We start from the raw sequence: 25,684 nt of genomic DNA, 5'->3' as shown, positions 1-25,684 counted from the left end.
AGCTTGAAAAGTTGGCTTGTATGGCGTTAACCCACCAGATTGCTCATGTTCAGTATGGGCAGCATGATAGCCATCACAATAATCAGAACAACCACCCCCATAATCAACAACATCATCGGCTCGAAAAGCCCAACGATGGCGGCAATTTTAGATTGCAGTGCGTTTTCCTGCATATTGGCGGTGCGCTCCAACATGCTGTCTAGCTCACCGCTTGCTTCCCCGCTGGCAATCATATGCAGCATCATCGGCGGGAAATAGCCTGACTGATCCAGAGCGCGGTGCAAGGAGCCGCCCTCACTTACTTTGCGCGCAGCTTCTTTAAGTTGTTGGCGCAAGTAATCATTCGAAAGTACCTCGCCCGCAATTCTCATAGCATCTACCAGAGGCACGCCGCTGGTTGTTAATATACTCAGCGTGCTTGCATACCGGGCCGTATTTACGCCCCTCACCATTCCGGAGAACAAGGGTAAGTGCAGCAGGCGCTTATGAAAGCGCATCCGGAACGCCGGTTTTGTCAGTGCAAAGCGGAATGCCATAAAGGCGATCACCAACAGAATAAAGACATAGACACCGTAACTGGTTAGAAATTCCGACATGGCCAACATCGCCTGAGTAAGTGCAGGCAGTTCCTGGCCCTGTTTGAGGAACACGTCGATGATATCCGGCACTACATACGTCAACAGGAACACCACAATGGCAATTGCAACGAAACTCAGAATAATTGGGTAGATGGCTGCCAACTGGATTTTCTGGCGTGCTTCCTGTCGGTTCTCGGTGTAATCCGCTAACCGGTTAAGTACCAGATCCAGGTGCCCTGCATGCTCTCCAGCGGCTACGGTAGAGCGATAGAGGCGCGGAAAGGCTTTCGGGAATTCTCCAAGGCTATCTGCCAGCGTATAGCCCTCCATAACCTTGGCACGAATGGCGATGAGCATGCTGCGGATTCGTGGCTTTGCTGTTTGCTGAGCCGTTGCCGACAGCGCCTGCTCAATAGGAATGCCGGACTGGATTAACGTTGCCAATTGACGTGTGATCAATGCAAGATCGGCAGCCGCTAACGAGCCTCCACCACTTAATGGGTTGCTGGGGGTGCGTTTCTGAACCGCTGGTTCAACGGCGAGTGGGGTTAGGCCTTTTTCTCTGAGTTTTTGACGCACGGCGCGAGGTGCATCGGCTTCGATAACACCTTGCTTCTGTTTTCCCCGAGTATCGAGGGCTTTGTATTCGTAGGCGGGCATGGCTTACTGGCCCCGGTGCGTTACACGGAGCACCTCTTCCACCGTGGTCACTCCCTCAAGTATCTTCCGGACCCCATCTGAGTGGATACTCGGCCCTTTGATGCGGGCTACACGCTCCAGATCCAACTCACCTGCACGCTTGTGAATCAAAGCGCTGATCTCCTCGGTTACTTCTACCACTTCATATATACCAATCCGCCCGCGGTAACCCAAGTGGTTACACTCGTCACATCCCTTCGCCCGGTATATGGTTGGCGGCTTCAAAAAATCCTGCTGCAGAAAGACACAATGTTCTTCGGTTGGTATGTAAGCTTCGCGACACTCTTTACACAAGACTCTTACCAGGCGCTGAGCGACAATTCCAACCAGGCTCGATGAAATCAGGAACGGCTCAATACCCATATCCATCAGTCGGGTAATGGCGCCCACCGCAGTATTCGTGTGCAGAGTAGATAACACAAGGTGGCCTGTGAGACTGGCCTGAACGGCAATTTCAGCGGTTTCAAGATCCCGTATTTCACCAATCATCACCACATCAGGATCCTGACGCAGGATTGCACGCAAGCCCCGCGCAAAGGTCATCTCAACCTTCGGGTTGACCTGGGTTTGGCCTATGCCTGGAAGGTTGTACTCAATGGGGTCTTCGACCGTCAGGATATTGCGGCTACGGTCGTTTATTTCCTGCAATGAGGCATACAGGGTTGTCGATTTACCCGAGCCCGTCGGCCCTGTAACAAGCAATATGCCGTATGGCCGGTGAATCAGCTTACGCAGGATTTTCAAATCGTCCGGGGCCATGCCCAGGGACTCAAGGTGTATGGCGCCTGCCTGCTTATCCAGCAGTCGCAACACAACCCGCTCACCACTGGATGAGGGCATTGTGGATACCCGAATATCCACTTCACGGCCCGCTACCCTTAGAGCAATTCGACCGTCTTGAGGTACACGCTTTTCCGCGATATCCAGCTTTGCCATAACCTTGATCCGGGAAACCAGCAAGGGTGCCAACGCCCGTTTTGGCTGAACAACCTCCCGCAATACACCATCTACACGAAACCGCACCACCAGGCGTTTTTCATAGGTTTCAATGTGCACATCCGAGGCGCTGGTTTTTACGGCTTCCGTCAAAATGGCGTTAATCAGACGAATGATCGGTGCGTCGTCTTCTTGCTCCAGAAGGTCTTCCGTTTCTGGAACCGAATCAGCAAGTGACGCCAAATCCATATCATCGCCAATCCCCTCTACCATTTGCATGGCTTCAGCAGAGTCGTTCTGATAGGCGGCGTTCAATGCATGATCAAAATGATTCGGATCGATAGTAGTGAACCGGGCCCGCCCGCCGCTGATGCGGTTCGCTTCTGCCAATGCTGAGTGAGGAGCACCAGGCCTGACCAGAATAACCGGGTTACCCTCTTCTGAACGAGTCAGAATAACGCCGTTGCGCTTGGCAAAGGTGAAAGGCAGACGACCCAGCGGAGCATCCTGCGGCTGAAGTTCGGTTTCTGTGGTCAAGGTTGTCCTCGTTGCTATCAGGCATTCAGGGTTTTGTGAGCATGCGCACACTCTGAAACCCTTTCTGTTTTATAGGATTAGAGAAGGCTACCACAGGATATAGGCCTGCTGAATAACCCTGTACACTATACTCCCAATAAAAGACGGTATTCTGATAACCTGTGGTACTTTCAGTATTTTTACAGCAGCGTTTCTTAACCCGTCTTTCATGATCAACGGTTTTGGCAGCTTGCGAACGCGCCTTCAGGACAATCAATGCTCTCTATAAACCCAAAGGTTCCACTTGCTCTGGCTATCGTCGCAGGATTGGCCATGGTGGGTGCTACTGCATGGCAAGGGTATGGTTTCTGGCAAACGCAAAGCCACCAACCCTCTCAGGACACGTCTGCTGCATCACAACCACTGCCAGAGAAGCGCGAGACGCCCAAGCTGCCGCTTGCCTCTTTGGAAATTTTTGGCACAGCCCAGGTCGGCGAGACCTCAATTGAGGAAAACACCGAGGATTTGCCAGAAACCAACCTCCGGATTTTTCTCCGCGGCGTACTGGCAGCCGACGGCGAGTTCCCTGGTAGCGCACTGATAGAAGACGACAAAAGCAAAACAGAGGTCTTTCTGGTAGGCGATGAATTGCCCGGCAATGCCAAGCTTCGCTCTGTACATCCGAACCGTGTGATTCTTGATCGCGGTGGAAAGCTGGAAAACCTGTATTTTCCGGAGCCGGATGATCGTTCCGGCATGACCTTCTCCGCCGGCGTAGACAACCTCGAGCAATCTGAGCCACCAAGCCGAACACCGAACATCACCAGTCAGCCTACTTCTGCAACACCCCCGGCAAATGACCAGCCTCGCCGTGAAGAAATCCGCAAACGCCTTGAGCAGCTCCGGGAGCGCCTCCGCACTAACGGCTAGTGTTTGCGCCCATGTCGGCAAATGACACAACCAATGTCGCCATGGGACAGTGTACGCACTCGATAAATCGATAGAATGAACGTCATTCAATTGATAACGGGAGTGTATGTTGATGCGACGTTGGAACGGTTGGGGCGATGAGCAATTCAATCTGGAGCTTCCCGCACAGGGTCAGGGCTTTCTTTCGGAGCGCATAGGGGCGAGCAAACCTCTTAGCGAAGCCACCCTGGAATCTGTCTGCGCCAAGGTTCCGGGCTCACGCCTGCCGGCTGACACCACCGTTGATTCTCTGATCGACACTACCCCTGAAACCCGAGTGCGCTATTCCCGCGGCCAAAGCCTTGATGACTGGCTAGCCATGCGCAGTGGCGATTTCAAGGTTTTCCCCGATGGCGTTGCCCGCCCTGAAAGCAGTCTCGACGTACAGAAGCTGCTCGAGTATGCACAAGCCAACAAAATCGACGTTATCCCCTACGGTGGTGGTACCAGCGTTGCCGGACACATCAACCCGCTGGCTGGCGACAAGCCTGTGCTCACGGTAGACATGGGCGGCATGAACCGCCTCATGGATCTTGATCGCGAAAGCCAGATTGCAACATTTGGCGCCGGCACTCCGGGCCCCCTGGTTGAATCCCAACTGCGTGCTCACGGCTACACTCTTGGTCACTTTCCTCAGTCGTTTGAACTTTCAACTGTAGGCGGTTGGGTGGCCACCCGCTCAAGCGGCCAGCAATCTCTCCGTTACGGCCGAATCGAACAACTATTTGCAGGTGCCAGAGTTGAAACGCTAAAAGGCACACTGGACATCCCCACTATACCGGCCTCGAGCGCTGGACCTGACATTCGCGAGATGATTCTTGGCTCTGAGGGCCGGATTGGACTGATCACCGAAGTGAAGGTTCGTGTGAGCCGTCTGGCGGAGAAGGAAAGCTTTCACGTTGTGTTCTTTCCAGATTGGGATAAAGCGCGCACCGCGTGCCGAAAACTGGTTCAAAATCGCATTCAGCTGTCCATGCTGCGCCTTAGCAACGCCATAGAAACAGAAACCCAACTGGCATTGGCCGGACACCCACACCTTATTGGCATGTTAGAAAAGGTACTTTCCCTAAAGGGCTCCGCTGAAGGCAAATGCATGATGACCTTCGGCCTGACCGGCAGCAAACATCAATGCGCCAGCGCGAAGCAGGAAGCAAAGCGCATCTGTTCCGAGTACAAAGGTGTTTACACCGGCACCCGGCTCGGTAAGAAATGGGCCGAAAAGCGTTTTACCATGCCCTACCTCCGCGAGGCGCTATGGCAGCTTGGCTATGCCGTGGACACCCTTGAAACCGCCACCGATTGGGATAACGTAGACAACCTGCTCGGCCTGATGGAAAACAGCCTTCGCACCAGCCTGCAGTCCCGCGAAGAAAGCAAAAACGAGCGGGCTCATGTATTCACACACCTATCGCACTTTTACGGGCAAGGTTGCAGCATTTACACAACCTATGTGTTCCGGGTTGCAGACAGCTACGCGGAAACTCTGGCCCGCTGGAAACATCTGAAGAACACCACGTCTGATTTGATCGTGCGTAATCGCGGCACAATCAGCCATCAGCACGGAGTGGGCAAAGATCACGCGCCCTTCCTGCCGACTGAAAAAGGTGAACTTGGAATGCTGGCTATTCGGTCGCTGTGCAACACCTTCGACCCCGAAGGTATGCTCAACCCGAAAACCTTGATCGAATGAGCGGAGCGCCCCCGATGAACCGTCGAGACGCCTTGCTAAGCGAACTTAAGAGTAGCCCTCAAGCCTTTGATGTTGTTGTGATTGGGGGCGGTATAACAGGCGCAGGCATAGCACGGGAAGCTGCTGGCAGTGGACTGAAAACCCTGTTGGTTGAGCAAAAAGATTTTGCCTGGGGCACCTCCAGCCGATCCTCGAAAATGGTTCACGGTGGCCTGCGGTATCTTGGCAGCGGCCAATACAGCCTGACTCGCGATGCGGTAACCGAGCGCCAGCGGTTGATGACAGAAGCGCCGGGGCTGATTGATCCCCTGCGCTTTATCATGCCCCACTTTCAGCGCCAGTTTCCCGGGCCCCGACTGTTTCAGATTCTGCTCCGTGTTTACGACTGGATAGCCCGCTCCAAATCCCGCCATTTGCTGACTCCGGGTGAAACCATGCAATGGGTGCCCGGCCTGAATATGCAAAAGCTAACCGGTGCCAGCGGCTTTACCGACGCAGTCACAGACGACGCCAGGCTTGTACAGCGAGTGATTTCAGAAGCCCGCCAGGACGGCGCCTGGTGCCTCAACTACGTTAAGGCCGTGCGCGTATTCCGCACCGATGGAAAAGTCAGTGGGCTTGAACTCCAAGCTGAAGACGATGTAAACACCTTTACGGTCGATACGCCTTTGGTCATCAACGCCACAGGTGTTTGGGCAGACCGCCTACAGCAATCCGATAACGGCGAACAGCCGATGACGATCCGGCCCCTTCGCGGCAGCCATTTGGTGCTTCCCTGGAGTACCCTACCCGTATCCTGCACTGTTTCCCTGCTCCACCCGGATGACAAACGTCCTGTTTTTGCCTTCCCGTGGGCGGGCACTACAGTGCTCGGGACCACAGATCTCGACCACAAGCAAAGCTTGGATATCGAGCCACGCATTGCGGCTGACGAAGTCGACTATCTGCTACGCATTTCAAACAGGCTTTTTCCGGGTGCGGCTGTCTCTAAAAATGACGTGCTCTCCACTTGGGCAGGCGTCAGGCCAGTGGTTACAGCCACGCCTAAGGTAGCAGGCTCAAATGGGCCATCCAAAGCCCCTTCCAAAGAAAGTCGAGAGCACGAGTTCCGCGTAGATAAAGGCTTGATCAGTATTGCCGGCGGCAAGCTCACTACCTTTCGCCTCATAGCGAGAGAAGCTCTTACCCGGGGCTTGGGCAGCGACGAACCATTGCGCGCAGAGAAAGACCCGGTATTCAGGCCAACACTTGCACCGCCAAAGCCAGACAGCATTAGCCATCAGAATTGGCAGCGTCTTACCGGCTTTTACGGCGCGGATCTGGCCACTGTGCTTCAGAGCGGCCCGGATACGCCTGTAAGCGACAATAGTGGTTCTGCCTCGGTTCCGGGCGAACTCCTTTGGGCCGAGCTTACATGGGCGTGTTCGCAGGAAGACGTAAAACATCTGGATGATCTTATGCTTCGCCGCACCCGGCTTGGGCTGATCGTTCCCGAAGGTGGCAAAGCACTGCTACCCGCCTTGAAGCTGCATTGCCAAAGCACTCTTAACTGGGATGACGACCAGTGGCGTGCCGAAGAAGCGAGATATCTTGCGATTTGGGGTGAAGCCTACTCCCTTCCGGGACGTTCGGAGCCAAAGCATGCAGTCTGACCCGTTGATTCTGGCCATTGATAACGGCACTCAAAGCGTTCGCGCACTGCTCTTCGACACCAAGGGCAATCTGATTGCAAAGGGCCGGCAAGAGATCGAGCCGTACTTCTCCGAACAGCCTGGCTGGGCAGAGCAGCACCCTGAGTATTTCTGGGAAAGCCTCGGCAAAGCCTGCGTTGAGCTTTGGTCTTCCACAGACGTATCCCCAGACAGAATTGTTGGGATTTCCGTCACCACACAGCGTGGCACGGTGATTAACCTTGATGAGCATGGCAAACCGCTACGCCCGGCGATTATATGGTTGGATCAGCGCCATGCCAGGGTTGATGGCCCGATTAAAGGCCTCTGGGGATGGGTCTTTAAACTGGCGCGACTTGAAGACACAGTCAAACGCTTCCGCGAAAACACGCAGGCTAACTGGATATCCCAGAATCAACCGGAAGTCTGGAAAAAAACCCGGCATTTTCTTCTGTTGTCCGGGTACTTGAACTACCGCTTAACCGGCGAGTTTCGGGATTCTACTGGCAGCCAAGTGGGCTACCTGCCATTTGATTATAAAAAACACCAATGGGCTTCCAAGCGGGACTTTAAGTGGGGCACCATGCCCGTTAAAAGATCCATGCTGCCAGACCTCGTAAGTCCCGGCGCTACCCTGGGCCATCTCACGTCAGAGGCAGCTGTCCATCTGGGTCTCCGGCAAGGCTTACCGGTGATTGCTGCGGCTTCGGATAAAGCGTGTGAGATTCTCGGCTCCGGTGGCCTGACTCCCGACGTTGGCTGCATGAGCTACGGCACAACGGCCACCATCAATGCGACAAATAAGAAGTATGTGGAGCCGGTTAAACTGATGCCGCCCTACCCTTCTGCACGGCCTGGCCACTACTCCACAGAAGTCATGATATACCGTGGCTTCTGGATGGTGAGCTGGTTCAAGCGGGAATTCGGTTTGCGGGAAAGGGAAATTGCTGAAAAACGCGGCATAGAGCCTGAAGAACTGTTTGATGAGCTGGTTCAATCCGTACCTGCGGGTTCCATGGGGTTGATGTTACAGCCCTATTGGTCGCCTGGCGTCCGCCAGCCTGGGCCAGAAGCCAAAGGCTCTATTATCGGTTTTGGTGACGTCCACACCCGCTCGCATATCTACAGGGCAATTCTGGAAGGCTTGGCATACGCGCTTAGGGAAGGCAAAGAGAAAATCGAAAAGCGCAGTGGCATCAAGATAACCAAGCTTCGAGTAGCGGGCGGCGGCTCCCAGAGCGACGCCGCCATGCAGCTAACGGCAGACGTATTCGGCCTACCCGCCGAGCGCCCTCACACCTATGAAACCTCAGGGTTGGGAGCGGCCATAGATGCTGCCGTTGGGCTTGGTTTACACCCGGATTTTGAAACTGCAGTTGCTGCCATGACCCGAGTTGGGGACGTGTTTCACCCCAACCCTGAAGCACGCGATCTCTACGAAAGGCTATATTCGGAGGTGTACCTGCGCATGTATCCGCAATTGCAACCGTTGTATCAGAAAATTCGGGATATTACCGGTTACCCGAAGTAGATTTGATCCAGTATTCCAAGGGCACGTTTGCACGCACCCTTGGAACTCAGAGTTTAGATTCGTGGCAGTTCGGTTCCTTCAGGTACACGAATCTCAAATCCGGATTTTACATTAACCGTCCCACCCGCTGGCACCTCACGATCCCATGCCAAAACGCCTTTTTTATCCTCAACATCCCGTTGCACCGGTTCGCTTATTTCAAGGGGCTTAACAGTCAGAATGTCTTTCTGTGATACAGGCATCCGATCAAAAACACGGACTTTTACTGCCTTCGAATGATGATTGGTGATCTCAAACCGATTTTGTCGACGCTGAACATTTTCGCTCTTCCACACACCCTCTTCCCCTGTGCGCTCAAGCTCATTCACCACCGCCACACGAATACCTTCATCCACCCCGAACCCCAGGGTTAGTTCCTCGCCGTCAGTCAGTTCCGGCAGATGGCTTTCTCCTACACTTTGGCCATCCCGGTATAGAGTGACTCGCCCTGCGGGTATCGGAGCCTCGGAAGTGAATATGCCGGTGGCGTGCAGGTAGCCGGTTGGGTTCATAACCGGTGCAGTCCAGGTAGCAACGTCTGCAGGAATACGGTGTTCGGCGACCGTCAAGCGCTGACCAGAATTACCACTGGGAACATCTACCGGCTGGGGCAGGCGATAACTCTGGGTGAAGGTACTTTGGCGTTCCACAATAGCCGGGCTACCCATTACCATCTCAGCCTGCATATCAGCTGAGCGCGCTAAGGATTTCGTACTATAGACCTCCGGTGGCTCTGGGCTGACAACCCAGGAATACAGTGGCGGCATCGCAGTTCCCCTGCGGGCATTGGCCGTGGCAAGGTTCAGCTCTACTCCTTCCCAATCGATGCCTGTTGATTGCTGCACTACTGCAAGATGTTCAAGGGCTACTTCGCCCCCCGCCTTCCCTTCCAGCTCGGATGTCAGGCGTGCACTGTATTCGCTGCGCCAGCTGGCCTCCGACGTTTGAAACGTCAGCTTTACCTGGAGCTCGCCAACCACGGGTGCCTGATAGTGCACACGCACCTTCTTGGTGGCCTTGGCGCCTTGTTTAATTTGTGCAAGATCCCGCATCAAACGATCTCTCAAAGCAATATCGCCGGTCATTTCCGACCGGATAGTCCGGATCGCTGACAGTGCTTTCTGGGTTGTATCCTTCAGCGCAGCGGCCATGTCGTTCAATTCTGAAGCCTTCAACTCATGGGGCAGTTCTGCGGCTTTGCTGGCAAGGGTTACCTGTTGGTTCCAGGCTTTAATCAAATCCTCCTGGGCTTGAATTCGCGCGCTCACAACAGCCAACTCATCCTGAAGCCTGCGGGTTTCTCCGGCTACAAACTCTGCCTGCTCCACCCTGCTGATCTGCACCTGCTGGATCTGCGCTCCAGTGCTCCCTTCAAGCAGTACCTGAAGGCTCTGATCCTGCAAACTGACCGGTAAGCCACCGACTTCAACAATGCCCACGCCAGCATTTACCTGATCGCTCTCCAGCCAGGTAAGTTCGGCGTGGGATGGATACAAAGTGGCCGCCGTGATGTCTGCCTGTGCACTTAGCGGCGTAAACGCAATGGCGACTGCAAGTAAGCTATGTTTTTTCATTAGAAGCCCCTTCGAGGTAGCGTCTGGTCTATGTGGAAACCTTAACTGTGCTCACTAACGCACAGGATAAACACTCTTTTATCAGCGACATGTCTATCAAACAACGATGTTTTTTGTAATGTTTCTCATCTGGCGAGACACAATAGTCCGAACTAGGCTTATGGCTGGCATCGAAGGAAGCAGTGGTGCCCAGGAGCCTGTTTTTTCACAACTCAGGCGCCCTGTCCTGATAGCCCGGTACCACCGGGCCAAACAAAAAACCTCCCGGGATTGGAGAACTCAAATGAACATCTACACTGTTAGCCGCACCCTGGCGATAGGATCTGTTTTATTTGCGACAACTGCTTTAGCCGGCCCAAGCAACAAATCCAACGCCGACCTTTATAATTCATTTTGGAGCCCTGGCCACCTGAGTCCCTTCGAGTGCCGATTTGGCATTCTCAACAGTACGCCACTCGGCCTGCCTCGTTGTATGCAAGCCAGCAACATTCAGTATCATCTGGATATGCTCTATGGCATCGCTCAAGCCAACGATGGTAACCGCGCCGCCGGGCTGCCCGGATACCAGGCGTCGGTTGATTACATCAAAACCACACTGGAGAGCGCCGGGTACGAAGTCGCAATCCAACCCTTCCCATTCAACGCATACTACTCCGCCGGGGATGGGGTTTTACAAGCCACTGCACCCACTCCGGTGAATTATGTATGGGACGAAGATTTCACCTACCTATCGCAAACTGAACCCGGTGATGTATCAGGTACTGCGGTGCCTGTCGATGTTCAGCTCGGCCCCGACAACACATCGACAAGCGGCTGCGAAGCGGAGGATTTTACCAGCTTTCTGGCAGGCTCAATTGCTGTTATCCAGCGTGGCGCCTGTAGTTTTGGACAGAAAGCGACTAATGCTGCTAATGCCGGTGCCCATGGCGTGGTTATTTTTAACCAGGGCAATACCGACGACCGCAAAGGCTTGCTGAATGCCACTCTCGGCGACGATTACGCTGGTGGCATACCCGTTGTATTTACAACCTACGATATAGGCGCAAGCTGGGCCGACCAACCAGATCTGGCGTTACGAGTCGTCGCTAACGTGGTCAGAGAGCAAACAGAAACCTTCAACGTAATAACCCAAACTCGCCGCGGCAGTGCAGACAACGTAATAATGACCGGCGCGCACCTTGACTCCGTGTTTGAAGGCGCCGGTATAAACGACAACGGATCTGGCAGTGCGGCTTTACTTGAGCTAGCCCTGCAAATGAAGCGGGCACATCCCCGCAACCAGGTTCGCTTCGCCTGGTGGGGTGCTGAAGAGGCGGGCCTCGTGGGCTCAACGTTTTACGTGAACAACCTGTCTCAGGAAGAGCAGGATAAAATCAAGGTGTACCTGAACTACGACATGATTGGTTCGCCCAACTTCGGGAATTTTATCTACGATGGCGATGGCTCTGATTTTGAGCTTGCTGGCCCCCCGGGCTCGGCTGCCACTGAGGCGCTTTTTGAGAAGTACTTCAATCTGCGGGGCATTGCATCTGAAGGTACTGAGATCAGCTTTCGCTCCGACTACGCTCAGTTCTTTGAGGCCGGCATAGCCTTTGGAGGACTGTTTACGGGTGCTGAAGGAATAAAAACCGAAGAACAGGCGGCCAAGTTTGGCGGCGAAGCAGGCATCTCATACGATCCCTGCTATCACGCAGCCTGTGACGACATCACCAACGTTGATGAATTGGCACTGGAGATCCATGGTGACGCAGCAGCGTTCGTTACCAGCTGGCTGTCACTTTCAACAAGGGTGATCGACAGGGAAATTGCGCAAGCCGAAGACGCGCAACCTGCAGCAAACGCACGCTCACTGCAGGTGGAACAAAAGCACGACATTACCCATTGGGGTGATAAGTGGATCAAGTAGTGATTCCGGTATAAGAACCAAAAGGAAGGGCCGCTTTCAAGATTGGCCCTTCCTTAAACCCGATACCGTGCACTCAAGAATGTTTGAATAAAAGAGGCGAACCCACTAGCCCTCAACCCCTGGCATTCTCATGGGAAGGATAGTCTGCATAACTTTGCCCACCGGTCCCTGGCGATCGAACAACGTCGTTTCAACCAAGCCAACTGCTGTATCTTGCATACGGCTGCGAGCATCCAGACCCAACCACTCACCCACTGGCATACGATGAAGATAAAGGGTTGCGTCGGCATTGATGCATCCCACACCACCACCCAAGCTCAGTTGGCCTACACCGTTACCAAAATCGCAAAGCGTTGCGGCCATAACACCAGGGCTGGTTTCAACACCCTCCACAACGGGTACCGGCAGTTTCATCCATGCAATGCCCTGTCCCTTAGCGTGAACACCATCAATGAGCACGGCTTTTGCTGTGCTGTGCAGCCCCACCGGGCTGTATTGATTTGTCCAACCTGCTGCATCCGAAATGTTTACGTCAACAGGCCCTGTGGGAGGTTCGTACTCTGCAGGCGAAAAGCGACCGTATTCCGGAACGACGGCCTCACTGTGCGCCAGAAAAAGCGCACTTGCGCGCGCGACCTTGGTATCGCCAGCCAGTAACGATGCCTCAAGTATTTGAAGTCGCGAGCCGCCGCGCACCAACCGAGTGGTCACCGTTAAGGGCGCATCCGGCGCAGGCCTTAACAGATCCACTGTAAGCCTCGCCAGGTTCAAACTGGCATTATCCGACGCATGTTCCATGGCATGCGCCATCAAACCCACCACAGGCCCACCATGCAGGTGCTGCGGGCTCCAGGGGCCTCGGCTCGAAGGCGTTGGGATATAAAAATCTCCTTCACGCCGAAATAGCGCTTCAATCATGATTGGTCCTTGTTGTTGTCAAAATAAGATGAGCGATAATACCTTTCAGCGCGCCTCCACGCCCAACTCAGGTAGAGAGAAGCGAGAGGCTCTTTGCGACAACACTGCTTGAATAACGCCCGACACGATAATTAACGTACAGCCAGACATCTGCAGCGTGTTCAGGCTCTGATTAAATAGGACCCACCCGAGTGCAACAACAGTAATTGGCTCCAGATAAGCCAAGGTGCCATAAGTCGCCGTTGGAAGTGCTCTCAAGGCAACAACCGCTAACATAATGGCCAGGAACCCCGGAACAACACCTGCTGTAACCAACCATCCCCACTGCGCGCCAACAATGCTGTCACCTTGCTGCAGCATAAAAGGCAGTATGCACAGAGCGCCGACCAGCATTTGGTAGCCGCTGCGTGTCAGTACATGCACCCGTTCGGGAATCAGCCGGTTTGTGACGATAAACGCGGCATAGCAAAGCATGGCACACAGTGCGTAGAACAGGCCCACTGCCTCTTCCTTTCGCCCCGAGAGACTGAAGTTAAACTCCATCATCATCGCGAAGCCAAACAACGCCACTCCAATCAATGCAGTGCTGGAGCCTGTTAGCCGCTCGCCCATAAAGAAGTGCGCAGTAACAGACGCGGTTACAGGCGCCAGGTAGAGCAACATCACAGCGTTGGCCATGCTCGTATAGCTCAGCGCTACAATATAGAAAACCACAAACCCTGCCAGGAACCCACCCGTCACCAGAACCTTAATGCCGGGCCAAGTAAGCATTTTATCTTTCTGGCCAGTAACCAGAAGAAAGCCAGCCATCAAGACTGCACCGATAAACAGACGATAAAACGTAACCGTTTCGGCACTGACATCGGCGTAGATAGAAATCGCCCCGATGGTGCCCATAAAAACGGCAGCCAAAATGGCTGCCAATATGTGTGGGTTCATTTGCTCAGGATTCCGTATTTTAAAGTGCCCCCAGCTCTTAGAACCGGAATTCAGGCCCTATGCTGAAGACATTGATGTCGGTCTGCCCCAGTTCATCTTCATCACCAACATTTACCAGATAGTCCCAGTCAGCCCGCAAACGAAGAGTGTCAGAGACGTCGTAGCTAACGCCCAACCCGGTTCTAAAAGCGACACCGCTATCGCTGTCGCTCTCTGATACGGTCATAAAGCCATTGCTGGCAGCTGCCTCATAGTTGAGCCGTCAAAACAATAAACCGGCCTTTGTGAACAGTTTGAAGGGACCTTTTTCAGGCATACCAAGCTGCAATGTGGTATCAACGAAATGGCCGCTAACAGCCACAGCAACGCCCACTCCATTAAACACACCCGACGCCTCAACATCATCAGCATAACGGTACCCGAACTCCAGGTTCACAAAGCTATTAAGCTCTGTTCCACCATAGACACGAAGTGTTGGAGCACTGTCATCACACCTTGTTTCAGACCCATCACAAAAATCCTCTACTGTGGCTTGCCCCAGTGAGATGCCCATGTAGGCAGGACGAGACTCGACAGCATGTGCTGATGCATGTGCCGTAATAGCCAACGCCAGCACCCATGGTGATTTCACTAATTTCATTGAGTTATTCCTTTAAGTATTAAAATTCCATAGCCGACTTGGCGACCAATCAGGCAAGTGTAATTGTTGCAGGCTAACAGATCCCTGCCTCACATTATCACTTGCGAACAATGGATTCCTTTGCCTGCCATGATTTTGGTAACTGAATGCGAAGGACTACTCCACGAGACTTGATCGGGGATGCACAAATGATCAACCCTATGCGCAGGAAAAAACCTCTCACAGAAAACCCTCAGCTGGTGAACTTGATAACCAAGCCGCGCCCCTAACCCCACTGGAATCTCCATGGGCAGCGCGAACAATCGGTGTTCCGCACTCCCCACCGAACACATGCTCTGGCAATCGCCGGGGCAGTTCCTGGTAGATCTGTTCTACGTTACTCATGCCACCACCCAGTACGATAACGTCTGGGTCGAGTAGATTGATAACGGCCCCCAAGCCACGGGCCAGGTGTTCCAGATAGTGGTTGAGGGAATCGGCTGCCGCCCTATCCCCTTGGTTGGCATTTCCCACAATATCCTTTGCAGGCAGAGCTTTGCTGGTCAACAGCTTGTGGGTTAAAGACAATCCGGTACCAGAGAGGAATGTTTCATTGCATCCATTGCGACCGCAGAAACAAGGGCGCTCCTCAAGCTCTTCCTGAGCAGTCCAGGCTAGTGGGTTATGGCCCCATTCACCTGCAACACCGTTCGGACCGCTGAGAACCCGGCCGTTTACACTTATGCCTGAACCACAGCCTGTGCCGAGTATGGCGGCGAACACTATGTCATAGTCTTTACCCGCACCATCTGTGGCCTCAGACAACGCCAAGCAGTTGGCATCGTTGGTGAGGATTACAGGCCTTTGCAGCAGGGCCCGCAAGTCATCCTGCATAGGTTGCCCGTTAAGCCAGGTGGAGTTGCCATTTTTGATTCTACCGGTGATACCGGAAACGCTGCCGGGGATGCCAATCCCCACAGGCAAACCGCTGACCCCGGCCTGTGATTCAGCTTCCAACACCAGTGACCGTATAGTCTGAAGCGTTGCGTAATAATCCCCCTGAGGCGTCGGTACACGCTTTCTGAAATGCTCCCAACTCTCTGAACTTTGGGCACCCTGTTGGCTCATCAGGACAACTTCCGTTTTGGTACCACCCAGATCTATGCCAACACGCCAATCACGGATCAAGGCTGCTGCCCGCTGGGCAGAAAGGCTCCGTATCCCTTGTCCTTCCCGAACCCTGGTAAAAACGTCTCTTCATCAATGGCTAACTTTCCATTGATCATCACGGTTTTCACAATGCCCGGATTACGGTTAACCAGCCGTTGCAGGTCAAAGTTTTCCATCTCGCCCCAGGAAACCTCTTCAAGATTCTGGTCAAAGCCGGATGGATCCAGAACCACCACATCGGCCCTATCCCCTTCCCGAATCTTGCCTGCTTCAATACCAAACCAATCGGCTTGATCGCCCGTCAAACGATGAACCGCCTGCTCCATGGTCATCACCGCCTCACCCTCGTCAATGGATTCCTTAACGAGCCTCAACATGCGTAGCGGCAAATTATAAAAAGCCATATTGCGAATATGAGCTCCGGCATCGCTAAAGGAAATGAGGGTGCTGGGGTCTTTTACCAGGCGTTTCAGCACGTGCTTTCGGTGGTTCCCAACCGTGGTGTACCAACGGATCTTTTTACCAAACTCCACAACCAGATCGAGGAACAGATCCACCACATGGATGCCCCGGGCCTGAGCTACTTCTTCAAAGTTCTTGCCGATCAGTGATTCATCGGGGCAGTCGATGATCATGGCGTCACCGAAGTCCCGCTGCCAAACCCGCGGGCTTAGTTTTTCACCATAGAATTTTCGGAATTTGCGACGGTAATCCTCATTCTGCAGGAGGTCATTTCGCTCTACGGCATCCTTCAAATCCAGAGCCATTTCCCCTGCCCCAAATTCTTCAAAGAACACCACATCAATGCCGTCTGCATAGACCGTGAACGGTGTAGGCAATACCTGCCAGCGGAAATCTCCCCGCATAGCGTTGGTAAACATGGATGTTATCCTGGTGAGGCTGGTCAGCGCCGCGCTGCCTTTCAGATCCATCTGGCTGATTAACGTGGTTTTTAGCGGCCGCCGCAGCAGCCCCACGCACTCACGAACGTATTGAAGTATCTGCAAGGGCGTCGCCGCATTCGGCGCACCTTGATGCACCCGACCGTACTGGCGCACCAACTTGTTCAAACGAGCGATCTCACTCCACTTTGCGTAAGTGCTTGGCAAACTCTTGGACCACTCCCTATCTCCATCCACTTTGTCCCACTTCAGGCACATGGTCGACAGCCCCAGAAATCCTTCATCAAGAGCTTCTTTCAGTAACCGCTCCATGGTCTGCATTTCTTCTTCGCTGGGCTGGATGGACAAATCTGTTGCACGGCTTAACCCCATCACACCAACCCGCATGTCGCTGTGGCCCAGGAAGCTGACGACGTTAGGGCCCAGGGGCATCTGCTTTATATGGTCCACCCATTGTTTTGGCGTCGACCAGGTTTTGTGTTCTTTGAGAATCGGCAGCACCCGCTCCCTTGGTACGGTTTCAACCCGCGTAAAAATATCTGAGGCATCCTCATAGTCGCTGCAGATCATACTCAAGGAGCAACTACCTACCAACACGGTGGTAACGCCGTGGCGTACAGATTCGGAAAGGCTCGGGCTTACCAGCAGCTCGGCATCGTAATGAGTGTGTGTATCCAGGAATCCGGGTGTGACCCACTTGCCTTCGGCATCGATCACGCGGCCTGCCTGATTGTGGGGTATTGGGTCTGCGGTTACTTTCGCAATGCGCCCATCTTTAATAGCCAGATTGCGAATAGAGGAAGGTTCGCCTGTACCGTCAAAGTAACGGCCGCCTTCGATAATGAAGTCGTACGGGGTCATTGCATTGTCTCTTATTGGATCTTTTTATTGTATGTATCCGACCCAATTAGAATAACCGAAGCTGATTAAATAACCAGCTCCGGCTGGTGCACTTCAGTGCTGGTTCATCCAAGCGCTTTTAGGGCAAGCTCAGCTCTTGGATTGAATCCGGAAAAATACGGAGTACAACAGCGGAATCACCACCAGAGTGAGCGCCGTAGCGAACAGCAGACCAAACATAATGGTCACCGCCATACTTTTGAAGAATGGGTCCATCAGCAAGGGCGCTACCCCCATAATGGTGGTCAAGGCTCCCAGAACAACGGGCCGCGCCCGGCTGATGGAGGCGTGTACTACAGCGTCGAAAGGTTCAATGCCTGCCTGGATGTCGTTATCCGCCTGATCCACCAATACAATGGCGTTTTTCACCATCATTCCAATCAGGCTCAGGAAGCCCAAAATCGCCATAAACTCAAATGCCGCCTGGAACGACGCCAGACCAATCACCACTCCCACCACAGCAAAAGGCACGGTGCACCAGATCACCAGGGGCTGTCGAATTGCATTGAACATGAATACAACCACCAGAATCATGGCGGCGAACCCGTAAGGCGCCGATATGGCAAGCCCTTCGTTGGCATCCCGCGAGGCTTTGTACTCACCGTACCAGGTCAGTTCGTATCCGGGCGGACGCTCTATGGCTTCAATCTGTTCGCGGATGGATGTGAAGGCCTGGTCGGTGGCAATACCCGGTGCGGGATCAGACTGCACCATGATGGTGGGCTGGCGATCAACGCGGCGGATCATTGCATCCTGCCACACCACTCGCACAGAGTCGGTCAGTTGGCTTACCGGCACCGACTCGCCCAGTTTTTCACTGTAGACATTGATGCTCTCGATGGCGCGCTGACGACTGCGCTCGTCAAAGGGCGCACGCACAACCAGAGGGATAAGGTCATCCGCCTCACGATACTGGCCTACAGAGCGGCCATTGAGAGTCTGCGCCACCGCCTGGTTAAGCTCAACGCTAGTTAACCCCAATTTCTGCAGCAGCGAATGGTTGTAAGTTGGCACCACAACCGGCACCTGCTGCCTCCAGTCATCCTGCACCGCAATCAGGTTCGGGTTCTGCTCCATTAACGCTTTGGCTTGTTCAGCCAACTGACGCAAGACTGCCGAATCCGGGCCGCTGAACCCGGCCTCGATTTTCTTGTCGCCGCCGCGGCCCAGCATGAACTTCCAGGCTTTGATTGCAGCCTCTGGATGGGCTTCAGTCAGTTCGCTCTGCAACTTGCTTATTAAAGGCGAAATGAGGCTTTCATCTTCCACGTCCACAAGCAATTGCCCGTAGGATGCGTTACGGGGTTCTGGCGAATAGGTCAGCATGAATCTAAGCCCGCCGCCGCCAATAAAGGAAGTTACATCAGTAACACCATCATGAGTTGTTACATCATCTGCAATACTGCCCAACACATCAGCGGTATGGGATATGTCCGTGCCCTGCGGCAAGTACACATCCACCACAAATTGCGGCCTCTGGGATTCCGGCATGAAGCCCGGTGGCACCAGCCCCGTACCGGCAATCCCCCCAGCAAACAAAGCCAGCAACACAACGCCGGTGGTTTTCCTGTACTTCAAAACCCACTGTAACAGTTGGCGGTAAGCCCTTAATATCCGGCCTTCTTTTACAGGTTCATCGGTTTGCTTCACCGTCAAAAACTGGTAGCACAGTATCGGAATTACGGTCACCGAAAACAGCCAGCTCAGCGCCATGGAATACAAAATCACCCAGAACAGTGAGCCCGCGTATTCACCCATATCACTGGGAGACAAACCAATGGCGCTAAACGCGAGAATACCCACCAGCGTACCGCCCAACAGCGGCCAACGGGTTGACTGCACCACATCCACAACCGATTGATAGCGGTCTTCACCGTTTCGTAGCTTCACCAGCACCGCGTCGGTGACCACAATGGCGTTATCTACCAACATGCCCAGTGCAATAATCAGCGCCCCAAGAGACACCCGCTGCATGGCAATGTCGTCTATCAGCATGATAATCAACGTGCCAGCCACAGTGAGCAACAGCACAAAGCCAATGATGACGCCGGATCTCAAACCGATAAAGGCCAGCAACACCACAAAAACAATCACCACTGCAGCGGCCAGGTTGCCGACAAAATCCGAGATTGAGGCCTGTACGGAATCCGACTGTATGGATACCGGATTCAACTCCATGCCCACGGGCCGCTGAGCGTCCAGTTCTGCGAGGCGAGCTTTTACCGCGTTACCCATTTCGACCACATTGCCCCCGGACACATTGGAAATGCCCAGGCCAATGGCACGTTCGCCATTGTATTCCATCAGAAACTGCGCAGGTTCCTGGTACCCTCTTTTCACATCGGCGACGTTCTTCAGCTTCACCGTTTGGCCATCAGAGCCAATGCCCAGCGGCAGATTTTTCAATTGTTCAAAACTTCCAACGGCGCTTTCCGGAATCACTGGCAATCGCATGGAACCGGCTTTGACGTCACCTGCCACTGTAATCGTGTTCTGCTTTTGCAGAACCTGGTATACCTGCTGCGCGGTAACCCCCAGATTCTCCAGCCGTTCGCTGGAGATTTCGATGTAGATCCGGTCTTCCCGCTGACCTATCAAGGCAGTTTTTGCCACACCGCCGACCAGTGCCAGCTCCTTACTCAAAAATTCGGCGTACTCGTGTAGCTGTTTATTGCTGTAGCCAGGCGCGGTTATACCGTAGAAAAGCGCGTACACATCGGCAAAATCATCGTTCACAAAAGATGGCCCGGCACCGGAAGGCAGAGACCGTTGGGCGTCATTCACCTTGCGCCGCAGCTTGTCCCACACCTGCTCCAACTCTGCTTTGGTTTTGGAGAACGCCAGCTTGATCTCAACGTCGACTTCCGAACGCCCCTGCTTGGATACCGACGTCACCTCTTTTACCTCCTGCATGGATTGCACGGCGGCTTCAATGGCATCGGTCACTTCATCGGCTACATCCTGAGCACTGGCGCCCTCATAGGACGTGTTAATGACGGCTTTGCGAATGGTAAACTCAGGATCCTCAAAGCGGCCAAGATTGTTGTAGCTCAGATACCCGCCCAGCAGAATCAGAACAATAATGACCCATAAACTGGTGCGCTTTTGAATGGCGTAGGCTGCAAGATTCATTACGGCTGCCCCTTCTCTTTGAGGGGTCGCACCTTCATGCCTTCCGTAAGTGCGTTAACACCCGCAACCACTATGCGGTCGCCAGGTTTCAAACCCTGTTTTACCACCACAGTGTCTTCCAACAGGCCGCCAATCTTGACAGGGTTCTTTGTAACTTCCCCCTCATCATTTACCAGCCACACGTACTCCCCGCCGGTATTGGTGGGCACCACGGCCTGAACCGGTACCTGTATAACCGTATGGTCAGCAATTCCATTTTCCTCCGTGTAAATTCGGGCATTCATCCCCGGCAAAACATTCTGCCCTTTAAGCTCAGTAAACCGGAGAACTACGCGAAACGTCTGCGACAACGAATCGGATTCCGATGAGTGGCTTTTATAAACCACAGGCAAGCGTTCGCCGCTATCGTTCTCAACCGTTGCAAAAGCCTTTCGTTGATCGGTAGGCGACAAAAACATCCGGCTTGGCACATCCACTGCCACCTCAAGATCATTGAGATCGTGAAGCACATAGATAGCCTGGCCAGAATTCACGTTACGAAAATTGCTAACAGACTTGCTTGCGATAACACCTTCAAACGGGGCACGAAGCGCTGTATTTGCATGATCTTGCCGGGCATTAGAGAGTCTGTTTTTGGCAAGGTCCCGACTGGCCTTCAACTTTTCGAGATCGCTTTTGGCAATGGCCTGGGTTGACTCGAATATTTGCACACCCCGCTCGTAATCGGCCTGGGCTTTATCGAACTCTACCCTGGCGGAGCTTACCGCTCGCAGAAATTCCTCCTGGTCCAACTTGGCAAGGACCTCATCCTTGCCAACGCGATCTCCCTCCTGAACCATCATTTCAATCAGCCGGCCAGGAACCTGAAATGCAAGCTCGGCGCGATCAGCAGCACGAACCACGCCATTGAACACTACGCTTCCTGGATTTGAACCCGAAATGGTTTGAATGGCCGCAGGCCGCGCTGTGGTGCTGGCATGGGTTGCAGGTTCCGGCTCGTCCACGGAACACCCAGAAGTGCCAACAAGAAGCGCCAGTGCCCCAAAGATAGAAAGATACCGAAAAAACAAACGGTTCATGAATCGAAGCCCTTTAACTGAAATCTCAGAATTGATAATTAATCGCCATGCTGCCATGCCATTGATTGGCATCGCCCACGTCTTCAACAATTGGGCTGTCGGCGGCATTCCCGATTAGCCGGCTATAGCGCGCCACCGTTGACACACTCAGCTGCCGGGTTATCAGATAGGTTAAGCGGCCATTCATACTGGCCCGTACATAGTCCTTATCAGCTGTATAGGCTTTTAATCCCGAGCGCGCTGAGTCCTCGGCGGAGACACCAAACAACGATTGGTTCCAGCGCTCATTGCCCCAAGACATTCCAGGGCCAGCTGCAAACCGCAGCCGCTGGGCAATCTGGCCGCGATACCGCAGATAGCCCCGCGCTCGAATGCCCTCAACATCCCCGCTAACCGGCGCCGCAATATCGCCGTTTAGTTGCCAGTTGTTACTCGTCCAATTAACCACGACACCGGCCATCAGGCTGCCGTGCACATTATCGAATGAAGAAAGAGCGCCGGTATTTTCCCGGCCCCGGGCGTATGAAATTGTGGGCGCCAGCATCCAGCGTTCATTGGCCACCAAATCGTAGCTAACACCCGTAACCGGATTTATCGATACCCGGCCTTTTTTCGCCTGCACCCAGGGCAGCCCCTCTGCAGAATAACGATCAGCACCGCGGTATTCCGGTGACCACCCACCGCCCAATCCAAGACCCACAGACCATTCCGGAGCACCACCGACATTGGCTGCAAACGCCGATGTGGCCAACATTGCGGAGACAATCGGCACGCCTGCGCGGCTCACTTTCGAATACCTGGCTTTGCTTCGTTTCACTGCATGCTCCAAACCATTAAATTAAGGTGGAGCACTATACATACACGACTGTATGTATAAAAGTGTTAGCATAAAGGAAAAATACCTATAGGGAGATTTTCCATGGCACGCCGTACAAAAGAGGACGCCCAAAGGACCCGGGAGCAATTGATAGATGCGGCAGAAATGGTGTTCCATCGGAAAGGAGTGGCGCAGACATCGCTGAATGACATTGCCCAAGAAGCGCAGTTAACCCGAGGCGCTTTCTATTGGCATTTCAAGAACAAGCAAGATATTTTTAAAGCGATGCTTGATCGTCAGACACTGTCATTCAAGCAAACAATTCAGGAAATGGATCGCACGACAGGCGCCGACCAGCAGGATCCCCTGGCCCGCCTACGGGAATCCATTCTGTTCGTCATTAACGAAATCGAATGCAACCCGAATCGCCGCAGGGTGTATGAAATCATATTCCAGAAATGCGAAATTACAGCCCAGAGTGAGCCCATTGGCACCTTGCTAAAAGAAAATGCCCTGATCGGATCTGCAAGAATGCGAAAAACCTTTGGTACCGCTATGCAGGAGAAAATCCTGCCTGAGAATCTGGATATAGAGAGCGCCATAGTCCACCTTCAGGCTCAGGTAACGGGTGCGCTCTATCTATGGTTATTAATGCCGGAAAGCTTTGAACTGAAGAGGCAGACCGCGCACCTGATCGATCTGTTTTTTGCACAGCTGCCCGATCATTTTTTGCTTCGCTAAAAAACGTGGCGAACAACGCATTGCCGGGCATTCAACCTTCTTTGGCATCTGCCCGATAACACGCCGCAGCAGTGAACAATACGTCGGTAGAGGAATTCAGCGCTGTCTCGGCTGAATCCTGAACCACGCTGATAACAAAGCCAATTGCAACTGCCTGCATGGCCACTTCCGCTGGAATTCCAAACAGGCTGGTGGCCAAGGGAATTAACAAAAGTGATCCGCCGGCAACACCGGATACGCCGCAAGCCGCCAATGCCGACACAACGCAGAGCAGGAGCGCCGTTCCAAAATCCACCGGAATTCCAAGCGTGTGTGCAGTCGCGAGGGAAATCACAGAAATGGTAATAGCAGCGCCCGCCATGTTCACCGTAGCGCCAAGAGGGATAGAAATTGTATAGGTGTCGGGGTCGAGCTTCAGGCGCTCAGCCAGCTCAAGGTTAACAGGAATATTAGCTGCGGAACTGCGCGTAAAAAATGCAGTAATCGCACTACCACGCAAGCACTCAAACACCAAAGGATAGGGGTTGCTTCGAATCTGCCAGAACACGATAAGTGGATTCGTAACCAGTGCCACAAACAACATACAGCCAACAATAACAGCGAGTAGTTGACCGTAACCCAGCAAAGCACTGATGCCAGACTCTGCAAGTGTGTTGGCAACCAACCCGAAAATACCCAAAGGCGCAAGGCTAATCACGCCACGCACAATCCCCGAGATTGCCTCAGACAAGTCCTCGAGCCCCCGGCGAGTGGTATCGCTCGCAGTGCGCAGCATAAAGCCTAGCCCAACCGCCCAAACAAGTATGGCAATGAAATTGGATTCCATCAGCGCCCTGACAGGGTTGTTGACTGCGCTTAGCACAAGGTTTTTCAGGATTTGGCCGATGTTTGAAGGCGGGTTACCGCTGACCCCACTCAAGTCCAGCGACAGCTGAGTTGGAATCAAAAAGCTGGCGACCACAGCAACCACTGCTGCAACAAGCGTCCCTATTATATAAAGCAACAACACACCACGTATGTGGGTCGGTTGCCCCTGCGTGTGGCCGGCAATGGCCGCAGCCACCAAAACAAATACCAACACCGGGGCTACGGCTTTCAAAGCCTTCACGAACAGTTGGCCAAGTATAGCCACTGAACTGGCAGCGTCAGGCGATATGATCACCAGTAACACGCCTGCGACAATACCAAGCGCAATTTGAGCAACCAGCCCCAAACGCATTAAAGGTCGAAATAAGTTGCTCAGTGCAGAAAACATGGAAACCTCACGCTGCTCTTTCAAAGGAATGGATGCTTAGTGGGTGCACATAGTACCGCATAGAGAGCCCGCTCGTTAATGCGGGGAGGCGTTAGATCCGCCCTGCACTTTCTTTTTCAGCCCAAACCCATAGAATCAACGGCGAACCCTCCCGGAGCCTGTGTATGCATTTGGACCCCACCTCATTGCGGCTGTTTGTGCGCGTTTTGGAAACCGGCACAATTGCTGCGGTGGCTGAGCAAGAATTCATTGCCGCCTCAGCCATCAGTAAGCGCATCAGTGAGCTCGAAACCAGCCTCAACACGCAGTTGCTGGTTCGCACCAACAGAGGCGTTGGGGGCACTCAGGCGGGAAAGGCTCTCGCACAGCTATCAAGAGGGGTACTGCATCAGCTAGAAGAGGTTCATGCACGTATGCATGAATACTCCCAAGGTATTCGGGGAGAAGTTCGAATCGTCGCCAATATTTCAGCGATCACGCAATTCTTACCCGGCCAGTTAAAGGCGTTTCTGGACCAGCATCCTTTTATCCAGATTCAATTGGAAGAACGCATCAGTTCTGAAATCATTGAAACGGTAGCGCAAAACCAGGCAGACATTGGCATTTTTACCGAGGTATTTGGCAACACAGAAAACCTGAACATTTACCCTTACCAGTCCGACCGGCTAGCCTTGATTACCGCCAACCAGCACCCCCTCAGCCAAGCCGACAGCCTGAGCTTTATCGAAACCCTGCAATACGATTATGTAGGCTTGCACACTGGCAGTGCGATCAACAATAAGTTGTTGCAAGCCGCAGCTGCCGCTGAGAAGGCCTTTCGCATGCGCATTCAGGTCACAAGTTACGAAGCGTTGCTACGCATGGTTGAACAGGATCCCGGGATTGGCATCATGCCTCAGGACATCGCGCAACCTTATGCGACCACCCATCGTGTTAAGGTCATCCCACTGAATGACAGCTGGGCAAGCCGAAAACTTAAACTGTGCACCAGCAACCAACACCCCTTATCCCATGCAACATTGCGTTTGCTCGAACACCTGACGCCCTGCTAATACTCCGGCCATCGTATTTCGAGATGGCAGGCTCACATTTAACCATTTTGTT

The 25,684-nt window shown here is 53.4% G+C and carries 18 protein-coding genes and 1 pseudogene; 7 read left to right on the top strand and 12 right to left on the bottom strand.

All coding sequences use genetic code 11. The features are described from left to right. Positions 1-26: 26 nt before the first annotated feature. Both gspF and gspE read right to left on the bottom strand, forming a co-directional pair. Entirely contained in the window at positions 27-1,238 is a 1,212-nt protein-coding gene (gene gspF / locus Q0824_RS01795) for a type II secretion system inner membrane protein GspF (protein ID WP_298447056.1), read from the bottom strand. A 3-nt stretch (positions 1,239-1,241) separates the two neighbouring features. Then, the gene (gspE, locus tag Q0824_RS01790; protein ID WP_298447055.1) at positions 1,242-2,750 is read right to left on the bottom strand and encodes a type II secretion system ATPase GspE; all 1,509 of its coding nucleotides are present in this window, start codon (positions 2,748-2,750) and stop codon (positions 1,242-1,244) included. Between the two features lie 255 nt (positions 2,751-3,005). Here gspE and Q0824_RS01785 point away from each other — a divergent pair, with 255 nt between their 5' ends. The 4 genes from Q0824_RS01785 to Q0824_RS01770 all read left to right on the top strand — a co-directional run bounded on the left by Q0824_RS01785 (position 3,006) and on the right by Q0824_RS01770 (position 8,589). Then, positions 3,006-3,659, top strand: a complete 654-nt coding sequence (locus Q0824_RS01785) for a type II secretion system protein N (protein ID WP_298447054.1) — start codon at positions 3,006-3,008, stop codon at positions 3,657-3,659. A gap of 112 nt (positions 3,660-3,771) precedes the next feature. Next, entirely contained in the window at positions 3,772-5,388 is a 1,617-nt protein-coding gene (locus Q0824_RS01780; protein ID WP_298447053.1) for an FAD-binding oxidoreductase, read from the top strand. A 14-nt stretch (positions 5,389-5,402) separates the two neighbouring features. After that, on the top strand, positions 5,403-7,040 hold the full coding sequence (locus Q0824_RS01775) for a glycerol-3-phosphate dehydrogenase/oxidase (protein WP_298447052.1): 1,638 nt from the start codon (positions 5,403-5,405) through the stop codon (positions 7,038-7,040). Beyond that, positions 7,030-8,589: an FGGY-family carbohydrate kinase gene (locus Q0824_RS01770; RefSeq protein ID WP_298447051.1), complete on the top strand. Its 1,560-nt coding sequence runs from the start codon at positions 7,030-7,032 to the stop codon at positions 8,587-8,589. The genes Q0824_RS01775 and Q0824_RS01770 overlap by 11 nt, the downstream gene beginning before the upstream one ends. A 53-nt stretch (positions 8,590-8,642) precedes the next feature. Here the strand turns inward: Q0824_RS01770 and Q0824_RS01765 are convergent, their stop codons facing one another. Then, the gene (locus Q0824_RS01765) at positions 8,643-10,202 is read right to left on the bottom strand and encodes a DUF4139 domain-containing protein (RefSeq protein ID WP_298447050.1); all 1,560 of its coding nucleotides are present in this window, start codon (positions 10,200-10,202) and stop codon (positions 8,643-8,645) included. A 283-nt stretch (positions 10,203-10,485) separates the two neighbouring features. On the opposite strand from Q0824_RS01765, the gene Q0824_RS01760 reads away from it, so the two are divergent. After that, positions 10,486-12,108 (top strand): M28 family metallopeptidase, encoded by a 1,623-nt coding sequence (locus Q0824_RS01760; RefSeq protein ID WP_298447049.1) that lies wholly within the window; start codon positions 10,486-10,488, stop codon positions 12,106-12,108. Between the two features lie 105 nt (positions 12,109-12,213). On the opposite strand, the gene Q0824_RS01755 is transcribed toward Q0824_RS01760, so the two are convergent. The 8 genes and pseudogenes from Q0824_RS01755 to Q0824_RS01720 form a co-directional block, all read right to left on the bottom strand. Beyond that, positions 12,214-13,026, bottom strand: a complete 813-nt coding sequence (locus Q0824_RS01755; RefSeq protein WP_298447048.1) for a thioesterase family protein — start codon at positions 13,024-13,026, stop codon at positions 12,214-12,216. A 45-nt stretch (positions 13,027-13,071) separates the two neighbouring features. Next, entirely contained in the window at positions 13,072-13,965 is an 894-nt protein-coding gene (locus Q0824_RS01750) for an EamA family transporter (protein ID WP_298447047.1), read from the bottom strand. A 37-nt stretch (positions 13,966-14,002) separates the two neighbouring features. Then, positions 14,003-14,518: pseudogene (locus Q0824_RS01745) on the bottom strand (outer membrane beta-barrel protein). 306 nt (positions 14,519-14,824) lie between these two features. Continuing rightward, positions 14,825-15,772, bottom strand: coding sequence for an ROK family protein (locus Q0824_RS01740; protein WP_298447046.1), 948 nt, complete (start codon positions 15,770-15,772; stop codon positions 14,825-14,827). Beyond that, positions 15,769-17,517 carry an amidohydrolase family protein gene (locus Q0824_RS01735; protein WP_298447045.1) on the bottom strand — a complete coding sequence of 583 codons (1,749 nt, stop codon included), beginning with the start codon at positions 17,515-17,517 and terminating at the stop codon, positions 15,769-15,771. Before Q0824_RS01735 ends, Q0824_RS01740 begins: the two co-directional genes overlap by 4 nt. 129 nt (positions 17,518-17,646) lie before the next feature. Then, on the bottom strand, positions 17,647-20,688 hold the full coding sequence (locus Q0824_RS01730; RefSeq protein ID WP_298447044.1) for an efflux RND transporter permease subunit: 3,042 nt from the start codon (positions 20,686-20,688) through the stop codon (positions 17,647-17,649). Then, a complete protein-coding gene (locus Q0824_RS01725; RefSeq protein WP_298447043.1) occupies positions 20,688-21,767 on the bottom strand; it encodes an efflux RND transporter periplasmic adaptor subunit in 1,080 nt (359 codons plus the stop codon). Before Q0824_RS01725 ends, Q0824_RS01730 begins: the two co-directional genes overlap by 1 nt. A gap of 25 nt (positions 21,768-21,792) precedes the next feature. Next, positions 21,793-22,584 (bottom strand): MipA/OmpV family protein, encoded by a 792-nt coding sequence (locus Q0824_RS01720; RefSeq protein WP_298447042.1) that lies wholly within the window; start codon positions 22,582-22,584, stop codon positions 21,793-21,795. A gap of 102 nt (positions 22,585-22,686) precedes the next feature. Here Q0824_RS01720 and Q0824_RS01715 point away from each other — a divergent pair, with 102 nt between their 5' ends. Next, positions 22,687-23,325, top strand: a complete 639-nt coding sequence (locus Q0824_RS01715) for a TetR family transcriptional regulator (protein WP_298447041.1) — start codon at positions 22,687-22,689, stop codon at positions 23,323-23,325. 31 nt (positions 23,326-23,356) lie between these two features. Here the strand turns inward: Q0824_RS01715 and sstT are convergent, their stop codons facing one another. Further along, entirely contained in the window at positions 23,357-24,580 is a 1,224-nt protein-coding gene (gene sstT / locus Q0824_RS01710; protein ID WP_298447040.1) for a serine/threonine transporter SstT, read from the bottom strand. A gap of 164 nt (positions 24,581-24,744) precedes the next feature. Between sstT and Q0824_RS01705 the strand changes: the two genes are divergently transcribed. Then, positions 24,745-25,632: a LysR family transcriptional regulator gene (locus Q0824_RS01705; RefSeq protein WP_298447039.1), complete on the top strand. Its 888-nt coding sequence runs from the start codon at positions 24,745-24,747 to the stop codon at positions 25,630-25,632. Positions 25,633-25,684: the final 52 nt, after the last annotated feature.

This window comes from uncultured Marinobacter sp. (assembly GCF_947488835.1).
Classification (GTDB): Bacteria; Pseudomonadota; Gammaproteobacteria; order Pseudomonadales; family Oleiphilaceae; genus Marinobacter.
The sequence above is the reverse complement of the archived record's forward strand: the minus strand, read 5'-3'. Positions and strand labels throughout refer to the sequence as shown.